Annotated in this window: 15 protein-coding genes; 6 read left to right on the forward strand and 9 right to left on the reverse strand. The window is 68.3% G+C overall.

Features of this window, described 5'->3' with window-relative positions; all coding sequences use genetic code 11:
• Positions 1–135 precede the first annotated feature (135 nt).
• Complete coding sequence (locus AB0K05_RS01525; RefSeq protein WP_364225565.1) at positions 136–939, reverse strand: hypothetical protein; 804 nt, start codon at positions 937–939, stop codon at positions 136–138.
• Positions 940–1,315: 376 nt separating this feature from the next.
• Here AB0K05_RS01525 and AB0K05_RS01530 point away from each other — a divergent pair, with 376 nt between their 5' ends.
• Entirely contained in the window at positions 1,316–2,692 is a 1,377-nt protein-coding gene (locus AB0K05_RS01530) for an IS1380 family transposase (RefSeq protein WP_364225568.1), read from the forward strand.
• A gap of 463 nt (positions 2,693–3,155) precedes the next feature.
• Here AB0K05_RS01530 and AB0K05_RS01535 read toward each other — a convergent pair whose 3' ends face one another.
• Entirely contained in the window at positions 3,156–4,418 is a 1,263-nt protein-coding gene (locus tag AB0K05_RS01535) for an IS256 family transposase (protein WP_364225571.1), read from the reverse strand.
• 111 nt (positions 4,419–4,529) lie between these two features.
• Between AB0K05_RS01535 and AB0K05_RS01540 the strand changes: the two genes are divergently transcribed.
• Together AB0K05_RS01540 and AB0K05_RS01545 are read left to right on the forward strand one after the other, a co-directional pair.
• Complete coding sequence (locus AB0K05_RS01540) at positions 4,530–5,198, forward strand: hypothetical protein (RefSeq protein ID WP_364225574.1); 669 nt, start codon at positions 4,530–4,532, stop codon at positions 5,196–5,198.
• A gap of 1,077 nt (positions 5,199–6,275) precedes the next feature.
• A complete protein-coding gene (locus AB0K05_RS01545; protein WP_364225577.1) occupies positions 6,276–6,821 on the forward strand; it encodes a hypothetical protein in 546 nt (181 codons plus the stop codon).
• A 248-nt stretch (positions 6,822–7,069) separates the two neighbouring features.
• On the opposite strand, the gene AB0K05_RS01550 is transcribed toward AB0K05_RS01545, so the two are convergent.
• From AB0K05_RS01550 to AB0K05_RS01560, 3 genes are read right to left on the reverse strand one after another with little or no spacing between them, the layout of a single operon-like run.
• The gene (locus tag AB0K05_RS01550) at positions 7,070–7,717 is read right to left on the reverse strand and encodes a DivIVA domain-containing protein (RefSeq protein WP_364225580.1); all 648 of its coding nucleotides are present in this window, start codon (positions 7,715–7,717) and stop codon (positions 7,070–7,072) included.
• Positions 7,714–8,835 (reverse strand): globin domain-containing protein, encoded by a 1,122-nt coding sequence (locus AB0K05_RS01555; protein WP_148037035.1) that lies wholly within the window; start codon positions 8,833–8,835, stop codon positions 7,714–7,716. The genes AB0K05_RS01550 and AB0K05_RS01555 overlap by 4 nt, the downstream gene beginning before the upstream one ends.
• Complete coding sequence (locus AB0K05_RS01560; RefSeq protein WP_364225584.1) at positions 8,836–9,219, reverse strand: group 1 truncated hemoglobin; 384 nt, start codon at positions 9,217–9,219, stop codon at positions 8,836–8,838.
• Positions 9,220–9,738: 519 nt separating this feature from the next.
• Here AB0K05_RS01560 and AB0K05_RS01565 point away from each other — a divergent pair.
• The 3 genes from AB0K05_RS01565 to AB0K05_RS01575 all read left to right on the forward strand — a co-directional run bounded on the left by AB0K05_RS01565 (position 9,739) and on the right by AB0K05_RS01575 (position 12,393).
• A complete protein-coding gene (locus tag AB0K05_RS01565) occupies positions 9,739–10,752 on the forward strand; it encodes a DUF4331 family protein (RefSeq protein ID WP_271278381.1) in 1,014 nt (337 codons plus the stop codon).
• Between the two features lie 63 nt (positions 10,753–10,815).
• Positions 10,816–11,793: a YafY family protein gene (locus tag AB0K05_RS01570; RefSeq protein ID WP_271278382.1), complete on the forward strand. Its 978-nt coding sequence runs from the start codon at positions 10,816–10,818 to the stop codon at positions 11,791–11,793.
• 69 nt (positions 11,794–11,862) lie between these two features.
• Positions 11,863–12,393 carry a VOC family protein gene (locus tag AB0K05_RS01575; RefSeq protein ID WP_364225589.1) on the forward strand — a complete coding sequence of 177 codons (531 nt, stop codon included), beginning with the start codon at positions 11,863–11,865 and terminating at the stop codon, positions 12,391–12,393.
• Positions 12,394–12,408: 15 nt separating this feature from the next.
• Here AB0K05_RS01575 and AB0K05_RS01580 read toward each other — a convergent pair whose 3' ends face one another.
• Genes AB0K05_RS01580 through AB0K05_RS01595 form a run of 4 tightly spaced genes read right to left on the reverse strand, consistent with a single transcriptional unit; the run spans position 12,409 to position 15,101 of the window.
• The gene (locus tag AB0K05_RS01580) at positions 12,409–12,852 is read right to left on the reverse strand and encodes a hypothetical protein (RefSeq protein WP_364225593.1); all 444 of its coding nucleotides are present in this window, start codon (positions 12,850–12,852) and stop codon (positions 12,409–12,411) included.
• 21 nt (positions 12,853–12,873) lie between these two features.
• The gene (locus AB0K05_RS01585; protein ID WP_364225596.1) at positions 12,874–13,140 is read right to left on the reverse strand and encodes a hypothetical protein; all 267 of its coding nucleotides are present in this window, start codon (positions 13,138–13,140) and stop codon (positions 12,874–12,876) included.
• A gap of 32 nt (positions 13,141–13,172) precedes the next feature.
• The gene (locus tag AB0K05_RS01590; RefSeq protein ID WP_364225599.1) at positions 13,173–13,685 is read right to left on the reverse strand and encodes a pyridoxamine 5'-phosphate oxidase family protein; all 513 of its coding nucleotides are present in this window, start codon (positions 13,683–13,685) and stop codon (positions 13,173–13,175) included.
• A gap of 3 nt (positions 13,686–13,688) precedes the next feature.
• Entirely contained in the window at positions 13,689–15,101 is a 1,413-nt protein-coding gene (locus AB0K05_RS01595; RefSeq protein ID WP_364225602.1) for an MFS transporter, read from the reverse strand.
• Positions 15,102–15,150: the final 49 nt, after the last annotated feature.

A 15,150-nucleotide genomic window follows, 5' to 3' on the forward strand; every position in this document is an offset into this window, starting at 1 on the left:
GCTGGCCGGCGGGCTGCCGGCGTCCCTCGGGTGCCGGATCGGGGGATGGTTCGCAGGCGTCCGCCGTATTCGCGGATACGCTGAGGGCTCTAGAACGTTCCGAGCGCAGGCTGCGGCTTGACGATGGTGGTGGGCCTACCGGAGCCGCCGCGAGATCAAGTTCTTGGTTCGCTCGGTCAGCTGGGTAGCGATGAAGGTATCCAGCCGCTCAGGATCTGGCTCGACACGTCGAGCCTCCACTCGTTCCTCCCAGGTCTCGTAATCCTCAGCGTCGCCCGCCGTGATGAGGCCGATGCCGTGGGAACGCGCCACTTCAGCGATATCGCCGACGATGTCCTCCATCGCCACAGCCTCGGCGACAGGTATGTGTGCCAGGACGTAGGAACGGGTGGCGGACCTGCGGTGGGCCAAGGCCTCGAATACCGCCTGCACATTCAAAGCGGCGGCCAACTTGATCTCAAAGGTGGCCAGTTCCAGGTGCTTGCCCGGCACGTAGGCGAAGGTCCGGATCTCCACGCTGACGATGTCCGGGCGGGACCAGGTACCCCCCGTACTCCGACGTCCCTGTAACGCGGTCACCTCGACCGCCAAAGGATCGGCACGGTGATCTCTGGCCCAATCGCCGGCGATCACCTTGCGCATCGGCTCGTAGAGCGCGAGCTCGCTTTGGATGACCGCCTCGACCTCCCGCGCCGGATCCATCACGCCTACGGGTACCGACACCACATCAGCAGGCGGCCCTACGTCCACAAACCGGCGGATCGTGCCGCCCCTGCCTTTGCCACGGATGACCATCCCGGCATCCACTAACGCATCGCGCGCCGCCCAGTAACGATCGGTCTCCCACCCGAGACGCTTTTGCACAGTGAGATTGCTGATCGCGGAACCGTCATGAGGCACACATTCCAACAGGGCCTGTTGATCGGGCGCCAGATCCATGGACACCATTATCCACTGCCCCCCAACAGCTATAACTACGCCGGTTCCAGGGCGCCAACCGTGGAGGCACACCCGCATCTGAGGAGCGGGAACGCCTTGCGTACCTCCTGCCACGATCAGGGTGTTGGCCAGGCCGGATACCCGTCAAGCGATGAGCGTCGGGAGATCCTCGCCGAGGAGCCAAACACGTGTGATCAGCCATACATTGCCCATTGATGGACAAATTGGACTAGAAATGCCTCGTGCTCTCCTAACCTGCGGCTTTCACAGCGAATTTGAGCCGACCTGATAGTTCACATAAGAAAAGTGCCCTTGAGCTGGGAGGATCGGGCTTGTCTAAGGCCCCGTCCATCCCAGATCAGAAGGCACTTTCCGAGTGAACTCTACCGCTTCTCGCCGCAAGATCACCGTGTCCGCCGACGGCCGCGGGCTGGTCTCCCATGGCGGTGCTCTGCTGCTGATGCAGACACTGCGCATCACCGGACTGGACAAGAACCTGTCCCAGCAGCTGGAACGGTGGCGACCCGGCCGAGCGGTGCACGACCCTGCAAAGATCATCACCGACCTGGCTCTCACCCTGGCGCTCGGCGGGGATTGCCTGGCCGACATCGCCGTGCTGCGCTCCCAGCCTGAGCTGTTCGGCCCGGTTGCCTCCGACCCGACCGTCTCGCGCCTGATCGACCGGCTCGCCGCCGATGATGCCCGCGCGCTGAAGGCCATCCGCGCCGCCCGCGCCACCGCCCGCCAGCGCGCCTGGCACCTGGCCGGTGCTCGCGCCCCCGGAACCGACGGCCAGCCCGTGATCGTCGACCTCGACGCCACCATCGTCGTCTCGCACTCCGACAAGCAGCACGCGGCCCCGACCTGGAAGAAGAGCTACGGCTTCCACCCGATGACCGCCTTCGCCGACCACCAGGGCGACGGCGCCGGCGAGTCCCTGGCCCTGATGCTGCGACCCGGCAACGCGGGCTCCAACACCGCCGCCGACCACATCGAGACCACCCGCCTCGCCCTGGCCCAGCTGCCCAAGCACCTGCGACGCAACGTCCTTGTCCGCACCGACTCCGGCGGCGGCACCCACGAGTTCCTCGCCTGGCTCACCCGCCCAGGACGATGGCTGAAGTACTCCATCGGCTTCACCATCACTGACGACATCGCGCAGGCAATTCTCAAGCTCCCGGCCACCGCCTGGACCCCCGCCTACAATGCCGACCGCCAGCCACGCCCCGGCGCGTGGGTCGCCGAGCTCACCGGCCTGCTGGAGATGACCGGATGGCCGAAGGGCATGCGTGTCATCGTCCGCAAGGAACGCCCGCACCCCGGCGCCCAACTGCGCTTCACCGATCTGGACGGACACCGCTTCACCTGCTTCGTCACCGGCACCCCCGGCGGCCAGCTCGCCGACCTGGAACTACGCCACCGCCGCCGAGCCCGCGCCGAAGACCGCATCCGCACCGCCAAAGACACCGGCCTGCGCAACCTGCCCCTGCACGACTTCACCCAGAACCAGATCTGGCTCGAAATCGTCGCCCTGGCCTGCGAACTGCTCGCCTGGATGCAGATGCTCGCCCTGTATGACACCGACGCCCGCCGCTACGAGCCCAAACGCCTGCGCCTGCGCCTGTTCGCCGTGGCTGGCCGGCTGGTGCACGGCGGCCGGCGCCTGCACCTGCGCATCACCGCGCGATGGCCCTGGGCCCGCCAGATCATCGCTGCCCTGGCCCGCCTGCACGCCCTGCCAGCACCACCCTGACCAGCACCAACCCGTCCCACGATTAGGAAAGGAGACCCGCGGGCCCGTGGAACCCCGCCCACCCGGCGCGACAGCCGGGCACCCACGCTGACCACAGCGAGGAAATCGACCTCCAGCCGAAGACTTCAGCCGACCAACTCAAGGTCGAGAAAGATCGAGGCTAAATCGGGTGCCGCGGGTTCGAATCCTGCGGAGGCACTCTCTTCGGCCAGAGTTTCCGCCCGTTGACCCGCGGTTTCTCAGCCGCAGGTCTTTTGCTTTCTTGATCCTTCGTAGGCCGCCGAGGGTACCCGGGTCGCGTCCTCGGAGCGGTGTAAAAAGCTCGACGAGGTAGGTGCCGTGAGTGGATCTTAGGCGGCCTCGGTGGCGGGTGCCAAGGCCGGGTCGTCGGCCGGGTGGAGCTGAGTGGGCGGGTGGAGCAGGGCCCGGCGGAGGTCTTGCAGGATGCGCAGGCCCTGGCTGGTCATGGTGAAGCCGCGCCAGCCGCGGGAGGCACGATCCAGCACTGCCCAGACCAGGGACACGCAGCTGCTCTCGCCGGGGAAGCGGCCGATGACCTTGACCCGGCGGCGGGTCTCGCCGAAGGGCGCTCGATGAAGTTGGAATGCCGTACGCGCTTGTGATGCTCGATCGGGGAGGGCAGGTATGTGGTCAGGCTCTGCCGATCGGCGAGCAGGCACTTGACCGCCGCCGGGTAGCGGCCGCCCCAGGCCTCGGCGAAGGCGTCGATGCGCCGCTGCACCCAGTCCACGAGCTGCTGGCCGGGCTTAACGTCATCGCCCAGCTCGCCCAGCTCGCCCAGCTCGCTGAGGTCGAAGATCTGCCAGTAGGCGGCCTTCACCTCGGCCTGGTCGCCGGCGCTGACCTTGGCCAGCACATTGCGGGCGCGATGCACCAGACATCTTTGGCGCAGCGAGCGGGACAAGACCTGCTCGGCCGCTGCGATGAGACCGGGCGCGCCGTCGGAGACGACGAGCAGCGGCGCTCGCAGGCCGCGGCTGGCCAGGTCGGTCAGGAAGTCGTGCCAGGCGTCGGTGGATTCGGATCCGGCGGCGGCCAGGCCGACGAAGACGGGCTTGCCGGCGGTGGTGATGCCCCAGGCGGCCAGGATCGGCTCGGCCCTGCTGCCGTCGTGCATCTTGAAGTGCGAGGCGTCCAGGAACAGGTAGTCCAGCTCCACCGTGCTGAGGTCGCGGCGGCACCAGGCGTCGTACTCGGCCACGATCGCCTGGCAGATGGTCGAGACCGTGGACTTGGACAGCGCGGCCTCGGGGCCGAGCGCATCAGCCAGTGCGCCCTCGACGTCACGCGTCGACAGGCCGCGCACGAAGGAGGCGATCACGAGCGTCTCCAGCGCGTGGGTGCGGGTGACGCCGGCGCCGAACAGGCGGGAGGCGAACTTGTCGGTGGTGCCGCGCAGCTTCGGCCGGGCGATGGTGATCGGCCCGGTGGTGGTCTTGACGGTGGTCGGGCAGTGCCCGTTGCGGTAACCGGGCCGCACCGTGCTCTGCTGGTCGTTCCCGCCGGCACCGGTGGCGGTGGCGGCGCGCTGGTAGCGGGCTCGGCCGAGGAACGCGTCCACCTCGGCTTCGACGGCGGTCTGGATGATCAGCCGGGCGCCGAGCCGGGCGACCTCCTCGATGACCTCGACCAGGTCACGACCTTCGGTGAACAGGGCGTCGATCTCGGCGCGGATGGCCTGAACGGGCGGTAGTGTGCGTGCCACGAGCGTAGGTCCTTGCGTAGTGCGAACTTTGGTCGGTTCCGCACGGCAACCTACGCTCGTTCACTTTTACACCGCATCTCGGACGCGACCGCATCCGCTTGGATGAGGCTCATGACTGCTCACGATGTGGCCCGCCTGCTGCCTGATATTCCGGTGCTTCGCGATCTATGCCGATCCATGGCGGTGCTGGAGGCCATCTTGAGCCCGGAATGGTCCAGTCGCTACCACTCCTTCGATGCGGGCTGGGCCCCTGGGGAGGAGATGGCCTCAATGCGTAACGGCTCGGGAGACGAGTACTCCATCGTCTTCTCCGCGGCGGGTGCGTATGTCCGCGGCTTCGGCCACGAGGCGGTGATGAGCCCGTACGGCAACGATGGGCCGTGGCCGGGCGTGCTCGACTTCGTGCCCGAGGTCTTCCGCCACTGTGTGGAGGAGCCGGCGTTCTGTGACGAGGACGGAATGCCGGTCGTGACTGTCTGCCTATGGCGGGAGGTTGGCGATGGTCGTTGGCGGGTGGGTGAGATTGGCTACCCAGACGGCGTGAGCGATCCCGATGGGGCGATGTGCCTGTTCGCGCGGCTCGTCGATTCGTCTCCGGAGGTGTTCCGGCGGTTCGCGGAGGACTACTACGAGGTACCCGTGGATCTCGATGCGGTGCGGCAGGTCTATGCTCTTCGTCCGCTGACGCAGGCGGTGGTCACCGCGCTGAACGCTGATCTTGCCGTGAAAGATCTCGCCGATGACCTTGCGGCAGCCCGGTATCCGTCCGTCGCCGGCTGACAAGCTGGAAGGACGACGTGGCCCTTGCCTAGCGGCGGAACTGGGTGGCAACAACGCCGAACTATGTTGGGCATGGCGGTGCTGTACAGCACCGCCATGCAGCAACACCGCCATACGCGACCGCGTGCTACCGATCGGCATGCACCGCTTGACCAGGGCGGGACGCTGCTGACAGGGCGTCTGCCTTTCCCTACGGATCAGAAGGTTAGGGGTTCGAGTCCTCTCGGCCGCGCACATCACAGAAGGCCCGTGACTAGGGGAAAACCTGGTGACGAGCCTGTGAGCTTCCTAGATCATCCGGATCACCTGCTAACACCGTTGCCAACAGGCGGCTTCGACACGGGATAGCGCAACTCACGTGTCCGCGAGCAAGGAGAGGCCGTTACCGTCTCCATCACAGCCGGGACCCAGGTAATCGCCCGCATGCCAACCGAACCCGAGCGCCGGCAACGCGGCATCGCCGAAGGCGTCCCCATCCTGGCCGCCACCGAGTCAGACAGCGGGGTCCGTAAGCTCTCGGCAGACAGGACCCTCCTCGAGGCCGGAAAGAAGTAGCAGTGTTAACACGCCAACCGGATAGCGCAGTGCGGCGTGGACGAGAAAGGGGATCGGACGCAGGGCCCTTTCGACACAGGGAGGCTCAACGGCTTCGACCACGCTGGTCTGGGCTGTCGGCCGGATGATCTAATACCGAGAGGCCGAACCCGATCTACGGGTCGCCCGCGGCTGATGCGCCGCGCGTTGGACTCGTACACGCTGAGCTGGACGCTGATGCGTGCGGCTGGCGTAGGCGCCTGTTAACGATCGGATCTCTTCGGGGTGGGCCGGTAATCCCTCTAGCTGGTCTGCCCGTCTTCGGAACGTTCCCGCGTCAATCACTTCGGAGTGCCGACGATGGCGTACCAGCAAGGCCCCCAGGATCCACGGCAGTGGCACACTCAACCGAGGCAGCAGCAGCCGTACTTCCAGCAGCCTCACGGCCAACCGCCGCCCGGATACGGTTACCCGCCCCCACCCCTGCCTCCGCGGAGGAAGTCCAATGCTGGGCTGATCCTTGTCATCATCGGAGCCGCCGCGTTGCTGCTGTTCGGTGGATGCGCGGCGTTGGTCGGCCTTGTCGGCGAGTCGCCGCAGGGCGCTGACACGATCGCCGCTACAGGGACGGATGCTGGACCGGCCGAGACATCTGGAGAAAAAGCGGAAAAACCGACCTCTACGCCAACCACGGCGTCGAGCAAGAAGAAGTTCGCGCCCGGTGACTACGAGGTTCTCTCACCGCGTGGGTTCGCCAAACTCGTAAAGAATCCCGACGCGTACACGGGTGAGAAATTCATCATCTACGGGGAAGTCACGCAGTTTGACGCTGCTACAGGCAACGACGTTTTCCGCGCAAATTCGGGTGAGAAGAAACTGCAGCCAGAGTACGGTTTTACAAGTTACGACCAAAACTCTCTGTTCGCTGGTTCCAAGGACCGGCTTAGTGACGTGGTCGAAGGCGACGTCTTTCAGGCATACGCGACTGTTCTTGGCAGCTATAGCTATGACACTCAAATTGGCGGAAATACCACAGTCCCGAGCTTTCGGGTAGACAAGATCAAAGTCTATGCAAGCACTAAGCAGTAGTGGTGTGCAACTGACGTTGATCGTTTACGCCTGGGCCGTGGTCTTCTGCTTGAGGCGTTCGTAGGGAGTCTGGCCACCGAGGCCACCATGGGGCATCGACCTCCGGTCGACGGGCCGCCTGGCCGACGAGCTGGACGAAGTCACCGAGCCCCCCGTCCAGCTCCGACGTCTCCCACGCGTACCGCACGTCCGCCCTCTCCCTTCTTCGGTGAGGTCGCGGCGCTTCCCCGGCGCCATGCCCGGACCGGTCAGCGGTGGACCGGTGAGGGGCCGTGGAGGAGCTGCCCGTCCTGGTCAGGGATGGTGCCGAGCTTGTCGACCTCCTGCGCCAGCCCCGCCAGCACCGCCCGCAACTGCACCCGGGTGACGTCGGCGAAGGTGCGCAGGTAGGCGATCTGCCGCTCCAGTTCCTCGGCCTCGGCGCCGTGCTCGCCGCCGCGCGAGCGGTAGGCGCCGACCGCCTGGTCGGCGGCCTCCTCCGCCTGCCGCTGCGCCTCTGTGAGAATCACCTCGTACTGCTGGCGGGCTTCCCCCAGGATCCGCCGGGCGTAGTCCTCCGCCTCCGCGATCTGGACGTCGGCGGTCTGCTGGGCGCGGGAGAGGATGTTGATCGCGTCGACGCTCAGGGCCTGCTGGGGAGCGGCGTGCTCGACGCTGACGCCGTGGTCCTTGTACCACTGCTTCAGACGGTCGATGTACGCCCGGAGGTCCGCCTTCTCCTTGTCCCCGGCCGCCATGTCCTCCGCGACCCGGTACAGGAACGAGCGCACCTCGTCCTCGCTGTAGCCGCGGCGTCCGAGCGGTGTGCGCGAGAACTCCTGCTTGCGTACCCGATCCGGGGTGAGAGGCTGGCGTTCGCGCTCCGGGTGATCTCCCCAAGGCATCTCTGCCGTCATGACTCCCCGCCTTTGTCGCTCGTGAACTCGTCGAAGTGGATCCGCTCGGAGGGCACGCCCGCGTCCAGCAGTCGTCCGACGGTGCTCTGAGCCATCTCCGTGGAGCCGCAGACGAAGACCTGCTGGCCACGCCATGCCTGGAGCGCGACGTCCACGGCGTTGCCGCGGACGCCCCGGTAGAAGGGGTCGTTGGAGACGGCCGGGACAACGGTCAGCCAGGGGTGCTCCGCGGCCATCTTGGACAGCGCTTCGAGGTCGTACAGCTCCCGGGACGTCCGGGCGCCGACGACGACGTCGACCTTCCGTGACGGGCCTTCGTACATCACCTGTTCCACCAGCGCCTTCAGCGGCGCGAGGCCGGTGCCGCCCGCGATGAGGAGCAGGTCGCCGGTGATCTCGGGGGTGAGGCTCAGCCGGTCGCCCACGGGTGCTCCCACGCGCAGGACGTCGCCGCGCCGCGCGCCCATGACCAGGGCGGCGCTGAGCACGCCGCCGTCGACCATGCGGACGTGCAGGTCGATGGTGTTGTCCTGGCGCGGCGCGTTGGCGAAGGAGTAGAAACGCCAGACGCGCGGCCGCATGGGATGCGCGATCGACGCCGACTGGCCGGGACGGTAGCCGTACTGGTAGTTCAGCCGCGCCCTGATCACCGCGATGCCGAGGGCGGGGGTCTCGTGACTGATGATCTCGCCCTCCCACCAGGGCGGGGTGGTCCTGGACGCGTCCGCGGCGGCGTCCGTCATCACCTGGGCCACCAGGCTGTACGCCTTCGTCCAGTCCTCGGCGAGGGCGGGCGTCCACCGGTCGCCTATGAAGTGCTCCAGGGTGGCGAGCAGCGCCCTGCCGACGGCGGGGTAGTGCTCCGTCACCACGGCGAACTTGCGGTGGTCCCGGCCGAGCTGCTGCAGGAACGGGACCAGCTCCTCCACCCGGTCGACGTTGCTGACGATGTGCCCGAGCGCGCTGACGAGCCGGTCGCGCTGGCTCGCCATCGACACCGGGAACAGGTCCCTCGTCTCCGGGTTCATCAGGAACAGGGCCGAGTAGAAGTACAGCGGCACCTGGTCGCCTGACCGGGCGACGAGGCGCCAGCTGTCCTTCAGAGCTTGCGCGTCCACTCAGTCGGCCGTCTCTACAGGTTCGGCCACGATGGACGACTCCACCTTGTTCAGGGTCAGCACGACGTGCTGCAGGATCTCGTCCCCCACGCTGGCCCCCTGCAGCACCGACAGCAGGATCTCGCCGACCTTCGCGTAGTGGTCGGCGGTGATACCCATGCCGCGGTGCGCCTCTCCCAGGTCGCGGCCCTCGTACGGCTCGGGGCCGCCGAGGACGGAACACAGCAGCACCACCATGTGCCGCTTCAGCCTCGGCATGTCGATGCCGGCGAAGTAGGGCTTGAGGTCGGCGTCGTCGAGGACCCGCACGTAGAACAGGTCGACGACGTCGCGAACAGCCGGCGCGCCGCCGATCTGGTCATAGTAGGACGTCGAGGTTGTCACAGATCCTCCAAGGGGGCCAATGCGTCGCAGGACGCGGTCACGACTCGGGGCATGGTGAATAGACGCGCCCTGGCGCTCGGGGACACCGGAAGCCCGGGTGCCCGCGAGAAGGTGAGTGATGGTCGTGGGCTTCCTGCCGTCACCCTTCTTCGGAGCCAGAGCATCGGCGTCGAGACGGATACCGTGACACGGGGCACGGCGGGGGCATCGCCTCAGACGCCTGGCCTATCTAAGCATGTCCCATACGCCACATGAACCCAGTTAGAGGCATTTTTGACTGCTGTCCCTCACGGACAGGCAACCTCCGGTGTCCGACGGTGGAGGCGCCGATGAGCGTCCCGACCTCGGTGAACTCTCTCTCGCGACACACCGCGACGGAACCCTCACAGCGCACTCGCCGACGCTTAATCTGCAGAAACAGATTCATGTACGACGACCGCTGGATGTGGCGGCGGGCACCGAACGAAGGTTCGAGTGTCCTGGTGGCTTCCCGGCGAGCGAGCGATCGAAGGGCCTGACATGTCGAACCACTTCACCGGCCTCAGCCTCGGGCCACCACTGGGCGACCAGCGCCTCGATCTGTGCGACCTGTACGCCTTCCAGGCGCCCGGCGATCCGGGCAGGACCGTTCTCATCCTCAACGCCAATCCCAACGCGGACGCCCTGCACCCCGACGCCGTGTACCGCCTGAACATCGACAACGACGGCGACTACCTGACCGACGTCGCCTTCAGCTGGGTCTTCAGCCGGTCGGCGTCCGACGGCTCCCAGACCTACAGCGTCTTCATGGCGACCGGTGCGGAGTCCCGCGACTTCGGGGCGGTGGGCACCAAGATCGTGTCGGGCGCCGCCGTCTCCTTCGGCCCCCGGGCCAACGTGGTCAGCAGCGGCGACTACCTGGTGGCCGCCGGCAGCCGCAGTGACGCCTTCTTCTTCGACTTCGACGGCATCAAGAACCTGTTCGACACCAGCGGCAAGCGGAACTTCACCGCACCGCATCTGGGCGGGAAGTCCCCGTGGACCGGCGTCGACTCCAACACCAGGGCCAACGTCTTCTCCATGGCCATCGAGCTGCCGACCGCGGAGCTGGCGCCCGAGCCCACGTTGCGCGTCTGGGGCCGGTGCAGCGTCCTGCGCGACGGCGAACTCGTCCACGCGGACCGGGCGGGACACCCGTCCATGAGCAGCTTCTTCAACACCGACGACACGAAGGAGGAGTACAACGCCGGCGAGCCGGTCGACGACCGGGAGAAGTGGACGGACCAGTTCGTCCACCTGCTGGGCCACACCGGCGGCTACTCCCGTGAGGAGGCGATCGCCGCGATCGACGAGCACGGCCTCCTGCCGGACGTGCTGCACTTCGACCCGGCCAAGCCGGCCGCGTACCCCAACGGGCGGACGTTCACCGAAGACGTCATCGACATCCGCGTCGCGTTCCTCACCAAGAACGAAGCGCCGCCCACCGGGCTGACGCCGCACACCGACACCCTGGACCGGTTCCCGTACCTCGGCGACCCGCACCCTTCCTCCTGACCGATCCCGCGCGCCCTCCGAACGCGGACACGAACCGTCCGCGTTCGGCGGCAAGCTGGCGGTATGCCGGACACCACCGCACGCGCCCTCGCGCTCCTCAACCTGCTGCAGACGCATCGGCACTGGACGGGCCCCGAGCTGGCGGACCGGCTCGGGGTCTCGCGGCGTACGGTGCGCCGGGACGTCGAACGCCTGCGTGACCTCGGCTACCGGATCGAGTCGGTTCCGGGGATGGCCGGCGGCTACCGTCTGGAGCCCGGCGGTGTGATGCCGCCGCTGCTGCTCACCGACGAAGAGGCCGTCGCCATGGCGGCGGGCCTGCGCCTGGCGGCGACGCGGCAGCTCACCGACGGCGCGGACACGACGATCCGGGCCCTCGCCAAGCTCGAAAGGGTCCTGCCCGCCGCACTGCGCGAACGGGTCAACGCGCTCGCCGCCGCGGTGCGACCGGCCGGGACCGGACCCGGGTCCGGGGTGTCCCCGGCCGTGCTCACCGAACTGGCGCTGGCCTGCCGGGACCACGAGCGTGTCCGCTTCGCCCACGTGTCGAGGCCGGGGCCGTCGTCGCGCCAGGTGGAGCCGCACCACCTCGCGCCGTCCGAGCGGCACTGGTACCTGCTCTGCTGGGACCTCGATCGCGACGGCTGGCGTACGTTCCGCATCGACCGGATCGCCGGCGTGCGGCGCACCGGGGCGTTCTTCGAGCCGCGGCCGCTCTCGCACCGGCAGGTCGCGGAGTTCGTGGCCGTCGCGTCGTCATGGGGCAAGCAGGCGACCGACGCGACCGCGACGATGCGGATGCCGATCGAGCGGCTGCGTGATCTCTTCGGCGAGTGGGCGCAGGGCGCCGAGCCGGGGGACGCCGGCACCACGGTCTGGCCGGTGGGCGGCGCCGACTTCCGGGACACGATGTACGCCCTGTCGTGGATTCCGGCCGGCGTCGCGTACACCGTCGACCTCCCCGATCCCGCGCGCTCGGAGCTTCGCGAGGCGCTCGGACGGATGCTGCGCGCCCTGGAGACGCCGCCGGAGGCACCCTGACGAACGCGGACGGGATGTGACCTCATCTGCTGCGAGAGTGCGAGCACCGCTCATCAGGAAAGGAACCTCATGACCGCACGACCTCACGCGCCCGCCGGCTCGAACACGGTGAACCCGTTCGTCATCGCCGACGGGACCGCCGAGCTGATCGACTTCCTCATCGACGTGTTCGGCGCGACCGACGTGCCGGAGGCCCGCACGATCGACGAGGACGGGCTCATCCTGCACGCCGAGCTCCGTCTGGGCGACTCGCTGCTGTCGCTCGCCGACCGCAAGCCCGACTGGCCGTTCACCCCGGCGCTCACGCGGGTGTACGTGGACGACGTGGAGGAGACCCTGGCCCGCGCGGAGGCTCGCGGGGCGCGGATCGTCACGCGTCCGACCGATTTCTTCGGTGACACGCTCGCGCGGTTCCAGGACCGGTCGGGGAATCTCTGGTGGGTGTACCAGCACGATCCCGCGGCCGGCCAGGACTGGGCCGCCGAGGCCGAGTCGTCGGACGCCGACGACTGGACGAGCTTCTCCACGCCCGGGCTGGAGTACATCCACGGGAGCCTGGTGGAGGCGATGCGCTCGCTCCGCGACCCGAGAACCCCGTAAGGGGCCCACTGCGGATCAAGAAGACCGGTCCCGGCTCCAGATCTGAGTGCATCGCGGAAGATCCCCGATGCCGCCGCCCTCCGGGATCATGCCCCAGAGGAAAGGGACCAGGTATCGGGGCGGCTCGCCGAGAAGCCCGGCCAGTTCGTCCTCGGCGACGTCGAGGACGAACGCCGGGCCTGAGCGGCCCGGCCGCCATCCTCGCTCGACGGCCCGCCGCACGCACGCGCCGACGAGGATCGGCCGGACGGCGACCGTCCGTTCCCCCCGCCAGTTGTCCGGCCGGGCACAGGGGAGCGTCACCACGAGCACGCTCCCCGGCTCCTCGGCCCGCTCCACGGTGAAACGGAGCGGCGTCCAGCCGTCACCCTGACGGCGGCCCGGCTTGCGGCGGACCCGCCAGCGGTAGACGGCGTCACCGACCGTGATGAGCCGCGACCCCTTCTCCGGCATCGCCACAGCCGCCTCCAAGATCTGCTGTCACTGTCCCAGGGTGGGCGGAAAGACACTGTCTCGCGCGCGTACGGTCACCTCCGCAGGTGATGCGCGGAAAGCCAGGAACAGCGTGAAGGTGTACGGGCCGAACAGGTCGGCGCCGTCCCAGTCGAAGAGGTCGACCTGCTCCACCGCGAACGCCATTGGGCCCCAGCCGTTCCCTTGGCAGTATGTGGGCTTACGGCGAACACGCCACCGGAACGCGGTGCCGTCGACGGTGACGGGCCTCGCGTACTTCTTCGGGATCGCCATAGGACCAACCTGCCTCGGGAGAGGGCTGAGGATCAGGCGCGACCGTAGCCCGCGCCCAGGCTCCCGGTCGACGGGTTTCGCCAGATCCTGCTCTGCAGGTCGGTGCCACGGATGACCTGGACGCGCCAGGGGACCAGCCGGAGGACGTGCAGCCGGGGATCGGCGGGGCCGCTCCAGAAGTCGCCCAGTTCGTACCCCGCGCCGGGCGGGCTCCCTTGCCGGTAGAGGTCCCACACCCGCCGCGTGAGCTCCGGGTCGTCGGCCCATTCGGCCACGGTGTCCAGGCTCACCGCGTTCTGCCTGGGGCTCCAGTACGAGAACGTGGCGTGCGGGTTGCCGGCCAGGTGCGCCGTCTTCACCGGGGTCTTGTAGGTGGCCAGCCAGCCGATCGGGCGGCCGTCGACCACCTCCCAGACCGGTATCAGGACGCGCGCCCGGGGGCGGCCCCGGGCGTCCACGGTGGTCATGGTGGCGTACACGATGTCGCCGACGTAGGCGGCGAACTGCTGCTCGATCTCACCGAACGAGGTCACTCTGGTCGTCATCAGTCACACCGAGGCCGGGACGGACACGCGGTCGGCGGTGCGGCGGCGGAGGCCGAAGGCGGTGATCAGGGCGCCGGCGGCGGCGGCCGCGACCGGGACGACGAGGGCGAGCCGCAGGGAGTCCAGCATCGCCTCGGGCGTGCCGGCGTCGCCGAGCGCCGCGACGCTCACCGCGGTCACCGCCGACAGCCCGAGTGCGGTGCCGAACTGGATGGAGGTGTAGAGCAGCCCGCTGGCCAGGCCGTGCTCGTGCTCGTCGATCCCTTCGGTGGCGGCCATGGTCAGCGGGCCGTACGCCAGGGAGAACGCCACGCCGAGCAGGAGCATGGTCGGCAGCATGGCCGCGTACGTCCAGTCCATCCCGAGCGGCAGGAAGAGCGCGTAGGCCAGGGCGGCGACCACCAGTCCGCCGAAGAGCACGCGGGCGTTGCCGAACCGGTTCACCAGCCGCGGGGTGACCGTCGGCGCGAGGATCGTGTCGATGCCGATCACCAGCATGGCCAGACCGGTCTGCAGGCTGCTCCAGCCGCGCACCTCCTGCAGGTAGATGGTGACCACGAACTGGAAGCCGGCGAACGAGGCGAGGAACAGCAGCGCGCCCAGGTTGGCCCGCACCAGCGGGTGGGAGCGCAGGATGCCGAGCCGTACCAGGGGATGGGCCGTGCGTCGTTCGATCAGGACGAAGACGGCCAGCAGGGCGAGGCCCGCGGCGAACACGCCGATCGTGCCCGCGAGGCCGTCGCCGGGGTGCTCAAGCCGGACCACGCCGTACACCAGCAGCAGCATCGCGCCGGTGATGCTGAACGCGCCGGCCAGGTCGAAGCCGCCTGGAGGCCGCTCGGGCGCCTCGCTCTCCTTGAGCAGGACCAGCGCCGCGACGAGGATCACCGCCGCCAGGATCACCGGCGCGAAGAACACCCATCGCCAGCCGACGGAGGCCAGCAGACCGCCGGCGACCAGGCCGAGCACGTAGCCGCCCGAGGCCGTGCCGGCGTACACCCCGAGCGCCTTGGTGCGCTGCGGCCCTTCGGGGAAGTTGCCGGTGATCAGGGAGAGCCCGGCGGGCGTCATGAACGCGGCCGCGACCCCGGTCACGAAGCGGGCCGTCAACAGCGTCCATCCTTCGGTCGCGAAGCCCCCCAGACCTGAGAAGAGCAGGAAGACGATCAGCCAGAACAGGAACATCCGGCGGCGTCCCAGCAGGTCGGCGGCCCGGCCGCCCAGCAGCATGAAGCCGCCGTAGCCGAGCACGTAGGCGCTGACCACGCCGCTGAGCATGCCGGTGGACAGGCCGAGATCCGCCCGGATCGCCGGCAGGGCCACGTTCAGCATGGCCACGTCGATCCCTTCCAGGAAGATGGCGCCGGCGAGCACGAAGAGCACGCCCCACGAGCGTGGGGACATCGAGGTGGGCACGGTGCGGTCCTTTCACGAAAGCGGAACCGGCCCACAGTTCCTCGACCGC

This window comes from Nonomuraea sp. NPDC049486, from assembly GCF_040676925.1.
GTDB classification, from domain to species: domain Bacteria; phylum Actinomycetota; class Actinomycetes; order Streptosporangiales; family Streptosporangiaceae; genus Nonomuraea; species Nonomuraea ferruginea.